This is a genomic window from Mobiluncus holmesii ATCC 35242, from assembly GCF_000185445.1.
Taxonomy (GTDB): Bacteria; Actinomycetota; Actinomycetes; order Actinomycetales; family Actinomycetaceae; genus Mobiluncus; species Mobiluncus curtisii.
Genome location: NZ_GL622346.1, coordinates 671264 through 690685, shown reverse-complemented (window position 1 = coordinate 690685; position 19422 = coordinate 671264). Strand labels below are relative to the sequence as shown.

Sequence of the window (19422 nt, the reverse complement as noted above, 5' to 3'; positions counted from 1 at the left end):
AAAGAAGCCCAAACCCAGTACCTGTTACGCACCCGGTAGGACTCCTCAGACAGCCAATTTTTGAGGGGAACCGAACCGAGGCTCGATTCCCCCAAAAACCGAGCGGATGACGGGACTCGAACCCGCGACCCTCACCTTGGCAAGGTGATGCTCTACCAACTGAGCTACATCCGCAACACGCTGGAAAAACCAACCCCAGTATCTTATACATAAGTCACCAGAGGTTGCAAATACGGCACGGAGCCAGCCGGCACTCAAATCAAGAAATGCCTGTAGTACCACCGTTTACGAGGCTCATTTTCATCGGTTTCACCCGCCTTTCGCGACCGGACGGATGATAAATCTGACTGAGCAACTGGCGCACCGCTTCAGTACCAATTCTCCGGTACGGAACCTCCAGAGTCGTGGTGACGGAAGGGCATAAACGTCCGATAAAGGCATCACCGATGGCAACGACGGAAACATCGTCAGGCACCAGCATCTTTAGCGAACGGTTCAGCTCTTGCATAAACCCGAGGGCAGAATAATCTCCACAAAAAACCGCCGCACTGTCCTTGTGCCGGCACCACGCCGCGACTGCACGAGCGCCAGCCTCCAGGTTATTTCCCACATTTCCCATCGGATGCAAAATCACGCCCGCTTGCCCACATCCAGACTGCAAAGCCTGCAAAATGCTCTCGCCCAGCCAGCAATCCTTTGCGTAAAAGTAAGTAATCGACCGATGCCGCAATGACTTTAGATGAGTCAGCAAGACCGCCACTCCCTGTTCCGTATCCGGCACGACACAAGTCGCTTCGTCAATCACGCAATTCGTCACCACCAGTGGCTCAGTATTAGGGATTTCCAAGTGAATGCGTCCGGGTGTTTGCGGATTATCGATAATCAGACCGTCTACATTATTGAACTCCCGCTTGATAATTCGCGCGCTTTGGTTTGGAACAGTGGGATACAAGACCGGCAAGTAATGCTCCAGAATCAATTTGTCCTGTATCGCAGCCAACATGCGATACTGCTCCAACGCAATCACGACCCCAACTTTTTGGGTCAGTACGTGCGTCCGCAACCAAAAATTTTCGGGCCTCTCGTAACCTAGTTCAATCGCAACCTGGCGCACCAGGGCTTCCGTCTCAGCATTGATACGCCCCGGACGATTCAACGCCCGCGAAGCGGTAGAGGTCGCCACGTGTGCCACCTTTGCCACATCATCCAAAGTTACGCGCTTTTTCACGAGAACAGCAGAATCTGAAACCTCACACATATTAGAATTCTAAACGATAGCTGTAGAAATTCTGATAATTGTCTGGGCATTTTTCTTAACATGTACCAATTTGTTTCTCTCGCGCCCAGTTTCGGCTAAAACTCGTAAATAAGATTCCACGCAGATTTTTCAGCTCGACTCAACGTTCCCTAACCCCACCGAGTGCCAGATAACGCCCATTCTCCCGCATTCCGTCAACGTTTTGCGTTCCGAGCCACATAAGGCTAAACTTTATAAGCCTTGGGCCATTAGCGCAGCGGTAGCGCGCTTCCTTCACACGGAAGAGGTCACTGGTTCGATCCCAGTATGGCCCACCAGGAAAAACACCCCCGAAACCCCAGCAAATAAGGGCTTCGGGGCTGTTATTTTTATTTCTGAAATAATCGGAAATAATCGGAAATAGTCGGAAATAGTCGGAAATAATCGCTAAAAAAGCACCACCAATAGCACCACAAAACCGGTGGAGGCACCCAAAAATAGCGTTCCCAAAACCCCAGTCAGAGCGTCAAGGTAGCACTTCCTAAAAAAGAAAAAGCGGCAACCATGAAAAAACCGCACATACGGCACCGGAAGTCTCTACTATGACACACAACGGAGACCACTGGGTAGGTCAGATTTACGATGGCAATGTTTCAAAACGGGTCATAATATTACAAATCCGCTGAGCCGCCCCGATTATTACCCCAGTTCCCGCGTCCTGGGCGAGCCTGGTTCCACGCGTCTATGGTTTCGGGTAGCCAGCCACGCACAGCCCGGGCACCCGTACCTGTGTATGCGTCAGGTTCAGGGAGCATTCCTTTAGCCGAGTAAGAGCGGATAGCGCCTTCAGCTATGCCGATACGATTGGCAACGTCAGTGAGAGCCAGATAACGGGCGGGCATGGATGTTAGTCCTTTCTTTACAGTATTAGGCGATGCGTTCGGCGTAAAAAGATTGTGCGCCTTGGCGGCTCATGCCGAGTAGCCCGCCAATGGCTTGCCAAGTAACACCCTCGGCGCGAGCCTGGCGTACTGCGTCTACGAGGTCATGTTCGGCAGCTTCTTTCCTATCGCGAGCGGTCTGTATAAGACGTAGGATTTCTCCCTCGTGGATTGCCTTGGCGTTTCGGATGATGTCTTGCGGGTCTGACTTGATGAACTGTAAGGCGTATTCTTCGTCACTTAGTTTTGTTTTGGTTTCCATTGTTATCACCTTTTATTGAAAGAATTTTGGTCTGGCTTGCATCGCATGGAATACGGTGCCGTCTCTGTTGGTTAGTATTTCAAGGATGTTTCCCGAAGGAGTTGGTCCTAGGAATAGGGTTACGCCTTCGTCGAGGTCAAGGATTCGCCAAGCGTTGCGGATAGCGTGGGTGATTTCCGTGCGGTTGTATCCGTGTTTGAAGGCGCTTTCCTTAAACTCCATACGTCAATCATACTTGACAAAAGTATCCAGCGTCAAGAAAACTTGCCTGGATGCTATGCCCTGCGGGGCAGGGCTTCGTAGCCGTAGAAGCCGTCGTTGCGCCGGTCAGAGAATAGTGGGGTTATCTTCGGGGCTGCTGAGGTTGGGGCGCAGTCTTTATCTTGGTAGCGGGCTGCAGCCTCGAAGAGCGCCGCGACGTCGATTTGTTCTTGCTGGTGAGTCCTTCTGGTGGTTGTCCGTACCCCATCCACTCCGCAGCAGCCACAACCTCCCAGGCGTACACATTCAGCGCTGTTGAGATAGCGCCGATTTCGTCAATCGTAAGCGTGTAGTTGCGCGACACAATATTTCCAAGCCGACCTAACTTCACGCCAGACTCTCGAGAGAGTCCACGTAGCGACACGCCCTGAGAGCGTTGCAAACTGATAAAGATTTCAACGATGGCATCCCCGAGTTTTCCACGTTCTGGTGCAGTTCACATACACAAAATTCAGATTAGCATTCCCGGTAACCGGTAAGGGATTCTACGTCAATACCCAATCGGGTAAAATAGAAAAGACCCTGCGAACCGGGATAAAACGCAGCAGAGGTGAGCGCAATGTCTAACTTGATACAAATCCTGAAAGAATACGACACCTATTTATTCAGTCATCTGTCCGACGAGGCACAATCTCTAATCGAAAGTGATCGCGCTGAAGGCGATTCCTGGATGGAGATAGACGACTTTCTTCAGTTCGCTTTATTGGATTCCGTTGAAGTACCCGAGAAACTCTTACGCGATACCGAATACGAAGTGAACACATCGTGGGACGAAGAACTTCAGCTAAGAACCCTCAACTGGATACAACAGCATATGGAGAAACATGAATGGCGAATCTGAAACAAGAGCTGTCCTCCAGCACATGTATGAAAGAAACGTGATTACCAAAAAAGAACTAGAAGACATGAACAATTTCATCGACAATGATGGAACGTTTGCTGCACATGCAGGAATAAGTGCCGTGGTAGAGAGTCCGTCAAGAGACATTCCTGCTGATGTGTTGGATGAAATCCTTGCTCTTAAACCCTTTTTCGACGAGGAATACTACCAAGACATGCTAGATGCGTTGCAGGAACGCGTCTAACCAAACAAACCTCATCAGCAACCGTCTTGGCTATACGCCAGGGCGGTTTTCTTATGCCCGCTTATCTGGGGCATACCGTGACTACCCAACCAGCACCCTCTTAGGGGTGTGTCGTTAACACCAGGCGACACGGAAGAGGTCACTGGTTCGATCCCAGTATGGCCCACCATACACGTTCTGGCGCGCTTAAAACAGCGCGAGCCGAGTAAGCTGAAACTATGGTTGCCAAAAAAATTTCTGTTGAGACGGTACTCGAGCTGTTTCGAGAATTGCCCGCTTCGGCAAAAGTTTCTGCCCTCACGGCACTGGGAACGTCATCGTCCCTGGTCTGGGCGGGCACTGCGGCGGCGGGGATGTGGAAGGTTCATCAAGAGGTTTCCAGTCACCGCTGGTTCTGGGAAGACCACGTCATTTCCGGGCTAGCTAAACTAAACGAACTGGGAATGCTGACAAATCCGGAAATCTACGCCCCCAGCTTTGCGCTGCTCTCCAACGGGGCGCAACACTATCTGCACCGTAGCGACTGGTACTCCAACAAACTCATCTTTCCGCAAACCGGTCAGAAACTACACCGTCCCTCCAAGATCAAAAACTCTCCTCCCCTGGTTTACGTTGCTCTAGGTGATTCCGCTGCACAAGGGGTGGGGTGCGAGGACGTACACGACTCTTACGTGGCTTTGTTTGCCTCTTATCTGCGACGCGCCACACAGCGTCGGGTGATTGTGCTGAATTATTCCATTTCCGGGGCCGTCGCCTCGACTGTGGTGAACGCGCAGATTCCGCAGATGCTGGCCACGGGTCTGACGCCAGACATCATCACCCTGGACATAGGCGGTAACGACGTATTTTCCGCGGAGGGTCAAAACCCTAAAAATTTCCAACGGCAGATGGAAATTATCGTTGAAAGCCTACCTGCCCCCGCCCTTATCTCTGAAGTTCCCCCGGCAAAACCACTACCGGCAGATAAACGTGCCATCGAAATGAACGATATCCTGACTCGCGTCGTTTCCGAGTCAGACCATATTTTGGTTCCCATTCGCCACTTGGGAGATGTGCCACTCTGGCGAACTCTCATGATTCGAGCCGAGGACGGTTTCCACCCCAACACCGACACCTATCGCCAGATTGCCGCCGAGTTCGTCCGCATGGTCGAACCGCTGCTGCAGAAACGTGGTTGGTGGCAAGACTCGACTGCCGACAAAATTCCCCCGCTGCCCGACGAAACTGAGGACAATCGCGCTAACCTGTGGAGCGGACTTCTGAAACTTAAATCCGCCGACAAAGGCGACATCCCCCCGAACGAAAAGTAACCCTAACAAACCCCATGCAGCGCACCGAGGGGGAGTATGAGATATTTAAGTTATGGAAATGTGGCCAGGAAAACCTTATCCGCTGGGGGCAACTTATTACGGGAGCGGAACAAATTTTGCAGTTTATTCAGCTAACGCTGAAAGAGTGGAACTCTGTTTGGTAGACGAATACGGACGAGAAACCGAACGTTTCACTTTGGATGAAGTTGATGGTCACGTGTGGCACGGCTACATCCCCAATCTCCGCCCTGGGCAACACTACGGATATCGCGTCTACGGTCCTTATAACCCTGCTAACGGGCAACGCTTCAATCCGAGCAAATTGTTGCTGGATCCTTATGCCAAAGCCATCGCCGGAGACTTAGACGGCGACATGTCGATTTTCGCTTATCCTGCCGGAGAACCGGACGGTTATTCGGAGGCGGACTCAGCCGCGCACACGATGCATTCCGTCGTCATCAACCCCTTCTTTGATTGGGGCAATGACCGTCATCCCTGTTTGGATTACCCAGACCTGGTCATTTATGAAACTCATGTTAAGGGTATGACCATGTTGAATCCTGCCATTCCCGAACCTCTGCGGGGCACTTACGCGGGGATGGGGCATCCGAATACCGTTGCCTATCTGAAACATTTAGGTGTGAACGCGGTGGAACTCATGCCCGTGCACCAATTCGTTACCGATCCTTCCCTAGAGGCAAAAGGCTTGAAAAACTATTGGGGTTACAACACTATCGGTTACTTTGCTCCACATAACGCCTATTGTTCAAATCGTCAAGGCGACCGCCAGGTCGAAGAATTTAAGCAAATGGTCAAAGACCTGCATTCGGCAGGCATCGAAGTCATCCTCGATGTCGTCTATAACCACACTGCCGAAGGCAACCAGCTGGGACCGACTCTGTCTTTCCGTGGCTTGGACAACGAAGTGTACTACCGCCTGGTTGAAGGCGACCGGGCACACTACTTCGACACGACTGGAACCGGCAACTCCCTGCTGATGCGCTCCCCCGCAGTGCTGCAGCTGATTATGGATTCCCTGCGGTACTGGATTACCGAAATGCACGTCGATGGGTTCCGGTTTGACCTCGCATCGACCCTAGCGCGGGAACTCAGCTCGGTCGACAAACTTTCGGCGTTCTTTGACATCATCCACCAAGACCCGATTATTTCCCAGGTTAAGCTTATTGCCGAGCCTTGGGATGTCGGTGAAGGCGGCTACAACGTGGGCGGATTCCCGATTCTGTGGTCGGAATGGAACGGCAAATATCGTGACACGGTGCGAGATTACTGGCGTGGCGAGCCGGCAAAGCTGGGCGAGTTCGCGTCTCGGTTCAGCGGTTCGGCAGATCTCTATGCCCACACTGGGCGCCTGCCGGTGGCCTCCATCAACTTTGTGACTGCGCATGACGGATTTACCCTGCTGGACTTGGTTTCCTATAACGAAAAACACAACGAAGCCAACGGCGAAGGCGGGGTTGACGGCGACAATAACAACAAATCGTGGAATTACGGGGAGGAAGGTCCCAGCAGCGACGAGTCAATCAATGAGCTGCGCCGGCGCCAACGCTTCAACTTTCTCACCACCCTGCTACTATCCCAAGGGGTTCCCATGATTTCTCACGGAGACGAGTTAGGGCGTACCCAGGGCGGCAACAACAACGGGTATTGCCAGGATAACGAAATCACCTGGATTCATTGGGATGAGGATGCGCGCGACCAAAAAATGTTTGACTTTACCCGCACCCTGATTCACCTGCGCAACGAGCATCCGGTGTTTCGCCGTCGCCGGTTCCTAGCTGGAGATGCGGCACGTGGCGGAGAATCAGACCGCGGCGACATCGAGTGGTTCAGTGTGAACGGTGAGCATATGACCGATGAAGAGTGGACCACAGCTTACGCCAAAGCCCTGACGATTTCTCTGAACGGCGCGTCTATTGACGAGCCGGGCAAGCGTGGCGAGCGCGTGCAGGATGATGATTTTATCCTGATGTTCAATGCCTCTGAAAAGGACTTGGAGTTCACCATGCCGCGATGGACCCACGATTTGCAGTGGTATCGGGTGATTGACACGACCTCGCCAGAGCCTATTGAGACAGATTTCGTGCGGGCAGAACTGTTGGGTTCTCCTGAGACCATTACGGTGCGTTCACGTTCCATTATGGTTTTAGCGTCACCTATGGCTGAGCGCACACTCTAGGTCGGGGTGTCTCCCGGTCAGAAGGTATTTCGGGTCTGTAGGGCGTGGTACGGTCGGTTTTCCGGTTCTCTCGCTTACGCTGAGAGAGTGAGCAAGGCGAGTTCAGCGGCGCAGGCGCAGGTACCCCCGGCGTGGAAGCTCGCTCTTTTGTCACTGCGACAGGCGTCTGTGCCGCCCCGCGTTTCCATTCACGAGGTTCCTGCCCCGACAAAGATTGCCCCTTACGCGGTGGCAATAAGCGCGGAAACCGCACTGCATGTGGAGGCGGAAGCTCCCGCTACCGGTAGGTTTGTGTGTCTCTACGATCCGCAGACCCAAGAAGGTTGGGGCGGCGAGTTTCGGGTAATTGCTTTGGTGGCGACCGATACGGAGCTAGCTTTAGGGGAAGACCCCCTGGCGGGGGAAGTCGCTTGGTCGTGGCTGCGGGAATGTTTGGCGAGTCGCGACGCTGATTACGGACACTTGGTGGGCACTGCCACCACCACCATCAACCGTTCTTTTGAGGGCTTCGCACTGCGCGCCACCTCTGCCACTCTGGAGATTCGCGCTTCTTGGACTCCAGGCAGCCCCGATTTGAGCGCCCATTTCCTGGCGTGGTTGGATACAATGCTGCAGGCAACCGGGCTCTCCCCCGAGGAAAACGTCACGCAACTGCGCCGTTAAGACCTTCCCGACCGCCCTTATGCACTAAACAGAATTCTCGGAAATACTCCCACGGTGCGCCTAGACGGGCGTAAACGCGACAGGTTATATAACATAGAACCGTTATGTCGAGCACCACCTCAATGTCACAAGTCAGTACCCCGCGACTGGTTACCCGTACTCGTGAGCCTTTGGCTCCGATTGTGAATACTTCCGCAGCCCTGGCGCGAGTCTGTGAACTTATCGCCGATGCCACGGGTCCGGTGGCTCTCGATACCGAACGAGCCGGTTCTTTTCGCTATTCACAAGGCGCTTACCTGGTGCAACTGCGCCGCGAAGGGGCGGGGACGTTCCTCATCGACCCGATAGCCTTTCCCGATTTGGAGCCGTTGAGCCGGGCTATTGGCAAGGCGGAGTGGATTTTGCACGACGCCACTCAAGACTTGCCGTATCTGTTGGAACTGGGGATGCGTCCACAGTTGCTGTTCGACACCGAGCTGGCAGCGAAGCTGCTGAATTTTCAGGGATTTGGTTTGGCAGCGGTCCTGGAACAGGTACTGGGTATCAGCTTGGCAAAGGAACATTCCGCCGCGGATTGGTCCACCCGTCCCCTGCCCTCCGATTGGCAAACCTATGCGGCACTGGACGTAGATTACCTCATTGACCTGCGCAATCATTTGTGGTTACAGCTGCAAGACGCAGACAAAGACGATTGGGCAGAGCAAGAATTCGACTTTCTGCTGGACTTTCAGCCACCCGCTCCTAAACCTGATCCGTGGCGCCACGTCCCCGGTTCTGGAAAGGTTCACGCCCCACGCAATCTCGCCGCCTTGCGGGAACTGTGGTATTCCCGTGATGACCTAGCACAGCAAGAAGATTTGGCGCCGACCAAAGTGTTGACGAACGCTGCCATGATTGCCCTCGCGGTAGGGCTGCCAAAAGGGAAACGTTACATGGCGGCTTTGGAGGATTTTCGCCATGACCGAATCGGACGAAAACGAGCTGACCGTTGGTTTGCAGCTTTGCGAAGGTCCTACCAATTGTCCCCTCAAGAGCTCCCCCCACGGCGCGCCCCACGCATTCCCGGTGACGTTCCAGATTCGCGCTCTTTCACACATAATCATCCGCAAGAAGCCGACCGGTGGCGGCGTTTGCGTGAATCCGTGGCAGGCGTGGCAGCCCAGCTAGACGTCAATCACGAAGCCATGTTGGAACCGAAAACTATCCGCCGGCTGGCTTGGATGCTGCCTGATGACGCCACAAAGTCCCAAGTCCTCGAGGTGCTGCAGGCCAGCCAGGCACGACCCTGGCAAATTGAAAATACTTTGGATTCGCTGGTGCAAGTCCTCAAATCCGAGAATTAATAGAATCGACTAGCGCCTGCGGGGTTAGACCCAGTTCTTTTCGGATTTCATCGCGGGTGGCGTGATGCAGAAATTGTCTCGGAATCCCGTAGGACAGCACCGGAGTAAAGATGTCCAATGCAGCTGCAGCATTGCGCAGTTGAGAACCAAAACCACCTTCTACCAGACCATCCTCTAAAGTTACGACCCAGTCGTAGGCGCCTACTGCCGACACTAAATCTGCAGGCACGGGAATCAGCCATCGCGGATCGACTACGCGTACTGCCAAATCGTTGGAGGCATCGAGCTGTTTGGCGACTTCCACCCCCAAGTGGGCAAATGCTCCGGTTGCCACAATCAGAATGTTCTGGGGGCGACTTGAGCTGTCATTCGGCTCACGAGTTTGGGTAGTGGGGTCCACGAACTCTGCAGATTCCCACAGCACGTCACAGCCATGAGCTCGTTTCCAAGCAGGTAAAGGTTCAGGCAGCGAACCTTTCGGATAGCGCACGATGGTGGGACCGTCCTCAACCTGGAGAGCCTCCCGGAGTTCTTCACGCAAGGTCACAGCATCACGCGGGGCAGCCAGACGCAGACCGGGCACGGTTCCCGCCAGAGCCAAGTCCCACATGCCGTTGTGGCTGGCACCGTCGTTTCCCGTGATACCGGAACGGTCCTCCACAATTGTCACCCCTGCCCGATGCAGAGCTATATCCATCAGCAACTGGTCATAGCCCCGATTTAAAAACGTGGAATACAACGCAACAACTGGGTGCATCCCGCCGTAAGCCAGACCAGCAGCGGTGGCGAGGGCGTCTGCTTCGGCAATGCCCACGTCGAAAACTCGGTTCGGAAACTCTCGTTGCATTGGGCACAGCCCCACCGGACGGAGCATGGCGGCGGTCAAAGCGACAATTTTTTCGTTCTCACGTGCCAACTTACAGATTTCGTCGGCAAAAACCTGTGTCCATTCAAATCGCTTCGGTTCGATGGGCAGTCCTGTCTCCGGGTGAATCCGTCCAATTGCGTGGAAGTGGTCAGAGTCGTTTTCTTCCGCCGGGGTGTAGCCACGCCCTTTTTGCGTGATGACATGCACCAATACGGGCTTATTGGCGGCTTTTGCCCTGGTAAAGCTAAATTCTAGGGCGGCAATATCGTGTCCATCAATCGGACCGGTATAGGTAATCCCCAGCTCGTCAAACAAGACCCCCTCAGCGGAGGCAACCATGTCACGCAACCCGGCTTTCGCGGCGTGCAGCCCGGAATACACCAGGTTCCCTACGGGTCCGCCGCCTTTCAGAGTTCGTTTACCCCATTTCAGAGCCTTGTCATACTGGGGGGTAACTCGCAGCGCATCGAGGTGATGTGCCAGTCCGCCGATAGTCGGAGCGTAGGAACGCCCGTTGTCGTTCAAAACAATAATCAGCCGACCTTCGTTTTGTTCGGCAATGTTGTTCAGGGCTTCCCAAGCCATGCCGCCGGTCATCGCCCCATCACCGATGACCGCCACGACCCAGCCTTGATTTCCGGTCAGACGGTTTGCCTTGGTAATCCCGTCCGCCCAGGACAGCGCGGCTGAGGCGTGAGAGTTTTCCAGCACGTCAGTTTCGGATTCTGCCCGGGAAGGATAACCTGATAGCCCTCCGCGTTGACGCAGTCGAGAAAAATCTTGCCGCCCTGTCAGAAGCTTGTGAACGTAAGTTTGGTGTCCCGTGTCAAAAACGAAAGTGTCTCGAGTGACATCGAACACGCGGTGCAAGGCTATGGTCAGCTCGACTACGCCCAAATTCGGTCCCAGGTGTCCCCCCGTTTTGGCGACTGATTCCACCAGGAATTGACGAATTTCCCCAGATAAACGATTGAGTTCCTGGTGGTTTAGGTGCCGCAAATCGCGTGGCGAAGAAATCGTCGGCAACAGGCGCAGGGACACCAAGTCGGCATTTTGCGCACGTACGGGTTCAAGTTGGGACATAGAATCGTGAAACTCCTCAAAAAGATGCTGCTTCATTCTATCCGGTTTCTGTGTTTCCTTTCATACCTTTCCAGTGTGGAACGGTGGCACGGCAACGTTTTTGCTATGAATTTGTCAAAAATAACTCCCCGAACCGACCAAAAGTCAATTCGGGGAGCTGTTGACGATTGTGCCGCGGCGACTTAGGCCTTTACTAAGTTACGCAGCACGTAACGCAAAATGCCGTCGTTGCGGTAATAGTCAGCTTCTCCGGGGGTGTCGATACGCACCACCGCGTCGAACTGAACTTTGGAACCATCTGCCTTAGTGGCACAGACTTTCACCGTCTCTGGAGTTTTACCTTCGTTCAGGACAGTTACACCGCTGATATCGAAGGTTTCCGTCCCGTCCAGCCCCAGCGAGTCCGCAGATTCTCCTTCCGGGAACTGCAGCGGCAGAATTCCCATCCCAATCAGGTTGGAGCGGTGGATACGCTCGAAGGACTGCGCGATAACGGCTTTCACGCCCAGCAGGCGCGTGCCTTTTGCAGCCCAGTCACGGCTGGACCCCGTACCGTATTCCTTGCCCCCCAGCACGACCAGTGGAATTCCTTCAGCCTGGTAGTGCATCGAGGCGTCATACACATAAGCCTGGGGACCGCCATCCTTAGTAAAGTCGCGGGTGAAACCGCCCTCCACCCCGTCCAGCAGCTGGTTCTTAATGCGGATGTTCGCGAACGTTCCGCGCATCATGACTTCATGGTTGCCACGACGCGAACCGTAGCTGTTGAAGTCCTTGGGCTGCACCCCATTGCTGGTCAAGTACTGACCAGCGGGAGTTTCGGGCTTAAAGGCGCCAGCCGGAGAGATGTGGTCAGTCGTGACGGAATCGCCCAGTTTCAGCAAAACCCGAGCCCCGTGGATGTCCCGAACCGGTTCGGGCTCCATCTTCATTCCGTCAAAGAAAGGCGCCTTGCGCACATAGGTCGAGGCATCGTCCCAGGTAAAGCGGCTGCCTTCCGGAGTCGGCAAGGACTGCCAGCGTTCGTCACCAGCAAACACGTTTGCGTAATCTTTCGTGTACATATCACGGTTGATGGTTTCGTCGATAGTCCGTTGCACCTCAGTGGGGTCGGGCCAAATGTCACGCAAGAACACGTCGTTGCCATGCTGATCCTGACCCAGGGGCTCCGTCTCAAAATCGAAGTCCATGGTGCCAGCCAGGGCGTATGCCACAACCAGTGGCGGAGAAGCCAGGTAGTTCATCTTTACGTCAGGAGAGATGCGTCCCTCGAAGTTACGGTTACCTGATAGCACCGCTGTAACTGCCAAATCATTGTCGTTGATGACCTTCGAGATTTCGGGAGAAAGAGGACCAGAGTTACCGATGCAGGTCGCACAGCCGTAACCTACCAGGTTAAATCCCAGCTCATCCAATGGTTTCCACAGACCTGACTGATCAAAGTAGTCCGTGACGACTTGGGAGCCGGGAGCCACCGAAGTTTTAACCCAGGGCTTCGACTTCAGTCCTTTGGTACGAGCGTTGCGAGCCAGCAGTCCGGCAGCCATCATCACCGAGGGGTTGGAGGTGTTCGTGCAAGATGTAACGGAGGCTATGACCACGCGACCATGATCCAGGTCGGTCTTGGTGCCGTCAGCGGTGGTTAGTTCTACGCGCTTATGCGCTTCGGGAGCATACGTAGGCACCAGGGTCTGCTCGAAAGTTCGTTTGGCATCGCTCAACTTAATGCGGTCTTGCGGACGCTTCGGACCGGCAATGGAAGGCACCACGGTGGACAAATCGAGTTCCAGGTACTCCGAATACTTCGGCTCGAAGCTCGGATCGTGCCACAGACCCTGTTCCATAGCGTAAGCCTCCACCAGAGCGCAGCGTTCTTCGTCACGTCCGGTCAAGCGCAGGTAATCCACGGTGACCTGGTCGATGGGGAAGATGGCTGCCGTCGAGCCGAATTCGGGAGACATATTGCCGATGGTGGCGCGGTTAGCCAGCGGCACCTGCGTGACACCCTCGCCATAGAACTCCACAAACTTGCCGACCACGCCGTGCTCGCGCAGCATCTGGGTGATGGTCAGCACCACGTCCGTAGCGGTAGCGGAGGCAGGGATGGAACCGCTGAGCTTAAAGCCGACCACGCGCGGAATCAGCATGGACACCGGTTGCCCGAGCATAGCGGCTTCGGCTTCAATACCGCCGACTCCCCAGCCCAGCACACCCAACCCGTTGACCATGGTGGTGTGGGAATCAGTACCGACACAGGTGTCAGGATAAGCCTGTACCGTGCCGTCGGGCAGTTCTTTGGTGAACACGGAACGCGCCAAGTACTCGATGTTGACCTGGTGAATGATGCCGGTCCCCGGCGGCACTACGCGGAAGTTGTTAAAGGCACCCTGTCCCCAGCGCAAGAACTTGTAACGTTCTGAGTTACGTTCGTATTCCTTGTCTGTGTTGAGTTTCAGCGCGTCAACGCGCCCGAAGTAGTCAATCTGGACCGAATGGTCGATGACCATTTCCGCCGGAGCTAACGGGTTGATTTTCTTGGGATCTCCGCCCAGCTCTTTCACGGCTTCGCGCATGGTTGCCAAATCAACTACGCAGGGCACGCCGGTAAAGTCTTGCATCACCACGCGAGCCGGGGTGAACTGAATTTCCGTACTGGGCTGCGCGTCAGGATTCCATGCTGCCAAAGCCTTAATTTGGTCTGCCGTAATGTTGGCTCCGTCTTCGTTACGCAGCAGGTTTTCACCCAAAATGCGCAGGGCGTAAGGAAGTTGTTTTAAGCCTTCCACGGCATCGAGAGAAAAAATCTCGTAGGATTTATCTCCCACCTGCAATGTCTTGCGAGCATTTAAGCTGTTCAAACTGGCCATTAATAACCTCCTCTGAGGTGGCGCCAACGCCACAAAATTTATCTCGACATCAAGATATATTTTATTTGGCAAATTCACAACACACACAATTCTGGTTGGCATACATTTTTTGAATACTGCCAGACCTCAAGCGTCGAATCGCCTGCCATCTGGTGTTATGCCCGGCACATACAGCTTCTGGGGCAATCATCGACCAACTTCACGAGGGTGGGGCGAGACGTTTTCACGTTCCTGAAGTGCACCCAATACGCAAAACTGTTGTTGCGCAAATGTTCTGGGTCCGGGTTCGAGACTCTAAAAACCAGCTCAAAGAAAGCCCTGAAGGGGTACCAGTCAAAGAACTCAGGGCCAAAACCGCAAATATTATCCTTCGTAGAGAACCTGAAATAAAACCTGAAGCCGACAAATTATTCAGCAGCTTTCGTATCCCTGTCGCCGATGCCATTAATATTTTCCCGCGCACCTATCATTATGGAAGATGGGTTTCTGCTACACGATTGCATAACATAATGCAGGTTGAAGCGTACTGGGGCACTAAAATCGTGAAACTCAGGTATTACCCGTTTCCCGTCATTTAAGAATCTTTTTGTTCAAAATATTCAGAGTTAAAATAATAGACGTTCCCATCACCGTCATAATCATCTAATCCAGGATAATGTTTCAGACCGAGTGACATCGCGGTACGAATGGAAGGTAGATTTGTATTCAAGGTCAAGGCAACAACTATACGAGATTGCGGCGAAGGACATTCCGCCTCGCCAGCCCTATCTGACCCATCAGATTGAAGCACAGTATCAATAATCGTTCTGGCGGCTTCCTTAACATATCCGCGGCGCATTTTTTCTGGAGTAATCCGGTAATAGAGATTCAAATAGCGCTGCTCTTGAATAAAGACGTGTTTAAGCCCACAGACACCCACGTAACCACTATCGCTTTTATCGATAATGACATAATACCCAAAACCGTACTTCTCATGGTGTTCAATCCACGTCTTCAATTCTTGTTGAAAAGTCTCACGGTCACGCACTGGTCCGGCTGGGTTATAGCGATTAGTAGCTGGATCCGAATGGATTTGAAATAAGGGTTCTAAATCAGATAGTTCAGGTTTCCGCAGTACCATGCGGGGTATTTCGATAAGCTGCATACATTTACCTAACCTGAGCCGATAGCAGGCACAAACTCTCGACATGCGAACTTTTGTCCAAACTCCCACATGTAAACATCAACATAAAATATATCTTGAGGATTATTTTCATATTTAATTGCAAACCATCTTCTATCACGTTTTGTTCCGATTCTTTCGATGACTTTTTCATTTTGTAAGAAATAAATGTTCGCTCTATGGTTCTTTTTGTTAAACCAATGTAAATTGCTCGCTCATCTGAAGTGGAAGCTGAATCTTCAATAAGTAAAGAAACAACTTTCTTTTCAGATTTGTTCAAACCAACATTTTATTTGGCTTTATTATCTAAATATTCATTAAATGTATAAATATTTTCTAATCCAACTATATCGATTAGAAAATTTCTAAAAGTGGAATTAAGAGGTATTGAAACAAATAAAAATAATCTTTTCTTTGGTCTTGAGCAGCATACATAAAACAAATTTCTATTTCGTTCATATGATGCCTCTTTACCTACTGGTATTGGAACTTTCCCAGTTATCATAGGTGAATAAGTCTCAAATTGATATTGGTTCCATCCCTTACTGATAACGAAGACAACATTATCGTATTCTTCGCCCTTAACACCATGTTCTGTCGAAAACTCTGATTCAGGGTACAGAAATTCAATGGCAGCCTTAAATTGACTGTAATCTAAATCTAAAACATCCTGGATTGTTGCATCCAATCCATAGATTGTATCAGGGGCATCAAAATATAGATGGTAGTATCCATCAACCAATGATGGAATGGGCACTAACTTTGTCTCTACGATAGTGTTGATAACATCAATGGCTCTGCCATTACGAGCTTTCTTTAGCTGCGACTCAAACTCTTTCCATTTCATCTTATCAGCTTTTTTCGTGATAGGATATCGTCTGATTCCAAGCGTATCAAACAGAAGTTGCATATTTGATGTGCTGAGTGCTTCATAAATCGGTTCAACGGTATTCATAAAGAATAGCAAAAATGGATCTTGTTTATCTCGGAGTCCATCATCAATAATGGCTAATAGACGCTCATATCCTTGCTGTGTGGCAAGAACCTTATGAGTAATCATCAAAATTTTGATATTTTCATCCTTTGACACGTTTTTCTTGATGTGTTCTGAAAGCTGGAACAGTCTAGATTTCAGTTCTTCTGCGGGGAGATCGTCTTTGAATGTCCGTTCTGTTCGACGTTCTCCAGAAAAATCATCGCAAGTCACAACAACTACTTCACCTTCAAAATTATCTATTGCAGATTGTTGTGGTAAATCTGGGCGAATATCATTTAAAAGCTTCACAATTCTGGGAGCTGATCTAAAGTTTGAACCCTTTTTAATTTCCTGAAGCTTGCTGTGCTCTATCGCACCGCAAGCGTTGTTGGTTTGGTAAATAGTTTGCCATGCATCTCCGAAAAAGCCAAATTGTGGGCCTATTCCTTCTGCAATAAAAAAGTTTATAAAACGTGTGATAATCGGTTTGTAGGAATCTTGGTATTCATCAATTAAAATCAACGGATAATTGTCAGAGAAAACACGGCGAAATTTTGCATTATCCAGCATAGTACAAAAAAGTTTCAAAACATCATTATGGTGCAAGTAATGAACTCCTTGGGATACATAACGGTGTCCTAAAGTATAACGAATCTCTAACACCTTGCTGAAGTCCGTTTCCGTCGTTGTTAATGACGCATCATTCTCGATAATACTAATAAGGGTACTTTGATACTGCTTGATTGCATTCCAAGCAAATGAATGGATTGTCGACGGAAGAATAAATGAATCTTGGGATAAGCGCTGCGAAATCACATCAACAGCTGCATTTGTATATGTAATACATATTACATTCTGCTTTTGTCGGCGATAATCATTCCACTTATTTGCTTGAATCCATTCGATTACACGGTTTAGTGAGTAGGTTTTTCCAGAACCAGCGCCTGCCTCCACGCGGAAGCTACGCCCAGCCTTGAGTGCAGAAATTATTTGTTCGTCGACTTTATCTGCTTCCGCCTTAGCTATGTTATAATTTAAATACTCATAATTCTTAGACAATTCTCAATACCTCCTCATTCAAGAACTGGCTGCCGATTAAGCCATATTAAACCATTTTTAATATATTGAGGAATAGAATAATTAGGATTGTTGCAAATCAGATTGAGTGCAAAGTCCGTCTTGCTTTTCTCAGTAAACTCCAAATCTTCTTCGGCAACAGGTTCTGTGAACCCATAATGACTACGATTCACATTCATGATGGCTTCTTCCAAAGATCTGCCACATATCCCATTTTCCGAAGTTTGATATTCAATATGACATTTCCCCAAAGTCTTTTCTGCATCTGTTGCAGCGGCGATATCCGCAAGGTAAATCTTATCTTTACTATTCTGCGGAATACCCTTAATTTTGCGCATCCACCATTTTATTGTTGCATTGGAGGTAGTCTTACCTTTGCTGACAACAGCCTTTGTTCTGCCATCTATCATAGAATCTATATCCGTAAGGATTAAGCAAGGGAGTCCAAGGAAGTCTGCAAAAGGTATGAATTTGTATGCGTATGCTCCTCCAATTTCGATCAAAGCATAATACTGTGCGGGCAGTTTATATTTTTCTGAATCAAACAGTTTTTCTTTCTCGCATTTCTCTATCATATCCGGTAGCAGCAACCGCTCCGAAGCACCCTCAACAAAAATGATTTTATCTGCAAAGAACAAATCGCATCTGCTAAGGGTAAGGTATTTCTTGATGAAATCCATGTTGTCAGCATTTTCTCTCACAAAAATATCAAGGTTCTTATAAACAACTCCAGATTTAGACTTTTTCGCATACCGGATTTTAGAGAAATCCATAGTATTCGCTATATGTGCAGAGTGAGTAGTTAAAAACGTCTGAATATGAACAGTTGTAATTTTATCGAGGAATTTTTCTAAATGCTCCGCAAACGCATGCTGCATTTGAGGATGCATATGTGACTCAGGTTCTTCAATGAACAACAATGGAATGCAGGCGTCTCCCTTTTTCTCAACATCTCGTGCAAACGCAGCCAAGAGAAATTCCATTTTAATCAAATTCTTGTACCCCAATCCGTTATGGGAGCTGGGCAGGCTTTCGTCACCGGCGCCAGAGCTATATGAAAGCCGTGTCTGGTTTTTTATTTGATCGTCAATTTTTAACTCAGTAGTAACACCAAGCTGCAATTCTTCAACATTAGGATATCCAAAACCAACTGCCTTGCTGACCAAGTCACTGAGTATTCGATCGCTTTCTTTTTGCACATTTTTGTTTGCACCATCAACTACTGCACGGAGTTCCTTGACTTTCTCTGCTATATCAGGTGTCAAATCTTCCTCGTTCAAGCTGAAATAGTCCGCGATCAACGAACTAAGGGACTCGTTCTTTTGAGTACCATCTTCTCCAAGTATGCGTTCTGCAGGAATCGGATAATAAGGGAAAAGGTCTTTAAGTTCTCTATGACTTTTAACTTGCCAATCTTCTAAATTCTTTGGATTAACCGCATAGATAATTAAGCCAAACAACCTCGAAAAATTGCTTGCAAGCATAGCGTGCATGTCCTCTGCTTTAGGCGCAAATTTAGCATTACTATAGCAACTATCCTTAAACAGTTCCCGCAGTTTGCTTTCGTCAGTTTTCAACTGATACTCCGCACGAATTAACGCTGTAGTGGTATCCACATCAACGTCAATAATGAAAGGTGATAATGCCCCCAATTTTGTATCTTGATCATCCAATGAATAATCAACTACAAACTCTATAGAAATAGGTTGTATTCCTCTGCAGAGATCTTCATAACTCAATTCTTTCTTCATGAACTGAAAAAACAGGTTGCAGAGGTTTTCTCGCTTTGATATAGGATAATCATTATATGAAAAATCGTTTCCTTGTAGCACGGTGTTGATACAGTTACTACAGGAAGTCTTGGCCGTATTATTCCTGCCAACAATAAGGGTTGTTTTTGCATCGACATCCAATTCGGCATCAATAAGCAATCTGTAGTTTTTAATCTTTATCTTCGATAATCGCATTTTAGCCATCCTTTCACTATTTTTCTAACTTTAACATTATTCCATAGGCTTAATCTTTTCTTCGAAAAATCAATTTCATATTCTGATAATTTATATTTATATAATATTGCTCACCTATTGCTA

The 19422-nt window shown here is 50.1% G+C and carries 17 protein-coding genes and 2 tRNA genes; 8 read left to right on the top strand and 11 right to left on the bottom strand.

Going from position 1 to position 19422, the window contains the following annotated elements:
- Positions 1 to 101 precede the first annotated feature (101 nt).
- Positions 102 to 174 (bottom strand) — tRNA-Gly (locus tag HMPREF0576_RS02895).
- A gap of 85 nt (positions 175 to 259) precedes the next feature.
- Complete coding sequence (locus tag HMPREF0576_RS02890; RefSeq protein ID WP_004010632.1) at positions 260 to 1258, bottom strand: LacI family DNA-binding transcriptional regulator; 999 nt, start codon at positions 1256 to 1258, stop codon at positions 260 to 262.
- Between the two features lie 242 nt (positions 1259 to 1500).
- Between HMPREF0576_RS02890 and HMPREF0576_RS02885 the strand changes: the two genes are divergently transcribed.
- A tRNA-Val gene (locus HMPREF0576_RS02885) sits at positions 1501 to 1575 on the top strand.
- Positions 1576 to 1908: 333 nt separating this feature from the next.
- On the opposite strand, the gene HMPREF0576_RS02880 is transcribed toward HMPREF0576_RS02885, so the two are convergent.
- Genes HMPREF0576_RS02880 through HMPREF0576_RS09380 form a run of 3 tightly spaced genes read right to left on the bottom strand, consistent with a single transcriptional unit; the run spans position 1909 to position 2662 of the window.
- Positions 1909 to 2139, bottom strand: coding sequence for a helix-turn-helix transcriptional regulator (locus HMPREF0576_RS02880; protein ID WP_004010630.1), 231 nt, complete (start codon positions 2137 to 2139; stop codon positions 1909 to 1911).
- Between the two features lie 25 nt (positions 2140 to 2164).
- Complete coding sequence (locus HMPREF0576_RS02875) at positions 2165 to 2440, bottom strand: hypothetical protein (protein WP_004010629.1); 276 nt, start codon at positions 2438 to 2440, stop codon at positions 2165 to 2167.
- Between the two features lie 12 nt (positions 2441 to 2452).
- Positions 2453 to 2662, bottom strand: a complete 210-nt coding sequence (locus HMPREF0576_RS09380; protein WP_004010628.1) for a hypothetical protein — start codon at positions 2660 to 2662, stop codon at positions 2453 to 2455.
- Between the two features lie 598 nt (positions 2663 to 3260).
- On the opposite strand from HMPREF0576_RS09380, the gene HMPREF0576_RS02860 reads away from it, so the two are divergent.
- From HMPREF0576_RS02860 to HMPREF0576_RS02835, 6 genes are all read left to right on the top strand, one after another.
- A complete protein-coding gene (locus HMPREF0576_RS02860) occupies positions 3261 to 3542 on the top strand; it encodes a hypothetical protein (protein ID WP_004006741.1) in 282 nt (93 codons plus the stop codon).
- Positions 3526 to 3786, top strand: a complete 261-nt coding sequence (locus tag HMPREF0576_RS02855) for a hypothetical protein (protein ID WP_004010626.1) — start codon at positions 3526 to 3528, stop codon at positions 3784 to 3786. The genes HMPREF0576_RS02860 and HMPREF0576_RS02855 overlap by 17 nt, the downstream gene beginning before the upstream one ends.
- Positions 3787 to 4004: 218 nt before the next feature.
- Positions 4005 to 5096, top strand: a complete 1092-nt coding sequence (locus HMPREF0576_RS02850) for an SGNH/GDSL hydrolase family protein (RefSeq protein WP_004010625.1) — start codon at positions 4005 to 4007, stop codon at positions 5094 to 5096.
- 52 nt (positions 5097 to 5148) lie between these two features.
- Positions 5149 to 7293, top strand: coding sequence for a glycogen debranching protein GlgX (glgX, locus tag HMPREF0576_RS02845; RefSeq protein ID WP_004010624.1), 2145 nt, complete (start codon positions 5149 to 5151; stop codon positions 7291 to 7293).
- 87 nt (positions 7294 to 7380) lie between these two features.
- Positions 7381 to 7956 carry a DUF3000 domain-containing protein gene (locus HMPREF0576_RS02840; RefSeq protein ID WP_004010623.1) on the top strand — a complete coding sequence of 192 codons (576 nt, stop codon included), beginning with the start codon at positions 7381 to 7383 and terminating at the stop codon, positions 7954 to 7956.
- A 104-nt stretch (positions 7957 to 8060) separates the two neighbouring features.
- On the top strand, positions 8061 to 9299 hold the full coding sequence (locus HMPREF0576_RS02835) for an HRDC domain-containing protein (protein WP_245527315.1): 1239 nt from the start codon (positions 8061 to 8063) through the stop codon (positions 9297 to 9299).
- On the opposite strand, the gene dxs is transcribed toward HMPREF0576_RS02835, so the two are convergent.
- Together dxs and acnA are read right to left on the bottom strand one after the other, a co-directional pair.
- Positions 9283 to 11250: a 1-deoxy-D-xylulose-5-phosphate synthase gene (dxs, locus tag HMPREF0576_RS02830; RefSeq protein WP_425357318.1), complete on the bottom strand. Its 1968-nt coding sequence runs from the start codon at positions 11248 to 11250 to the stop codon at positions 9283 to 9285. The genes HMPREF0576_RS02835 and dxs overlap by 17 nt on opposite strands.
- Positions 11251 to 11432: 182 nt before the next feature.
- Positions 11433 to 14117 carry an aconitate hydratase AcnA gene (acnA, locus tag HMPREF0576_RS02825; protein WP_036324186.1) on the bottom strand — a complete coding sequence of 895 codons (2685 nt, stop codon included), beginning with the start codon at positions 14115 to 14117 and terminating at the stop codon, positions 11433 to 11435.
- A 152-nt stretch (positions 14118 to 14269) separates the two neighbouring features.
- Here acnA and HMPREF0576_RS02820 point away from each other — a divergent pair, with 152 nt between their 5' ends.
- A complete protein-coding gene (locus HMPREF0576_RS02820; protein ID WP_245527314.1) occupies positions 14270 to 14695 on the top strand; it encodes a hypothetical protein in 426 nt (141 codons plus the stop codon).
- On the opposite strand, the gene HMPREF0576_RS02815 is transcribed toward HMPREF0576_RS02820, so the two are convergent.
- Genes HMPREF0576_RS02815 through HMPREF0576_RS02805 form a run of 4 tightly spaced genes read right to left on the bottom strand, consistent with a single transcriptional unit; the run spans position 14692 to position 19308 of the window.
- On the bottom strand, positions 14692 to 15261 hold the full coding sequence (locus HMPREF0576_RS02815; RefSeq protein WP_004010619.1) for a GNAT family N-acetyltransferase: 570 nt from the start codon (positions 15259 to 15261) through the stop codon (positions 14692 to 14694). The genes HMPREF0576_RS02820 and HMPREF0576_RS02815 overlap by 4 nt on opposite strands.
- 4 nt (positions 15262 to 15265) lie before the next feature.
- On the bottom strand, positions 15266 to 15559 hold the full coding sequence (locus HMPREF0576_RS09430; protein WP_181964217.1) for a hypothetical protein: 294 nt from the start codon (positions 15557 to 15559) through the stop codon (positions 15266 to 15268).
- Positions 15560 to 15568: 9 nt separating this feature from the next.
- A complete protein-coding gene (locus HMPREF0576_RS02810; protein ID WP_004010617.1) occupies positions 15569 to 17314 on the bottom strand; it encodes a UvrD-helicase domain-containing protein in 1746 nt (581 codons plus the stop codon).
- A gap of 14 nt (positions 17315 to 17328) precedes the next feature.
- Complete coding sequence (locus tag HMPREF0576_RS02805) at positions 17329 to 19308, bottom strand: ATP-dependent nuclease (protein WP_004010616.1); 1980 nt, start codon at positions 19306 to 19308, stop codon at positions 17329 to 17331.
- Positions 19309 to 19422: the final 114 nt, after the last annotated feature.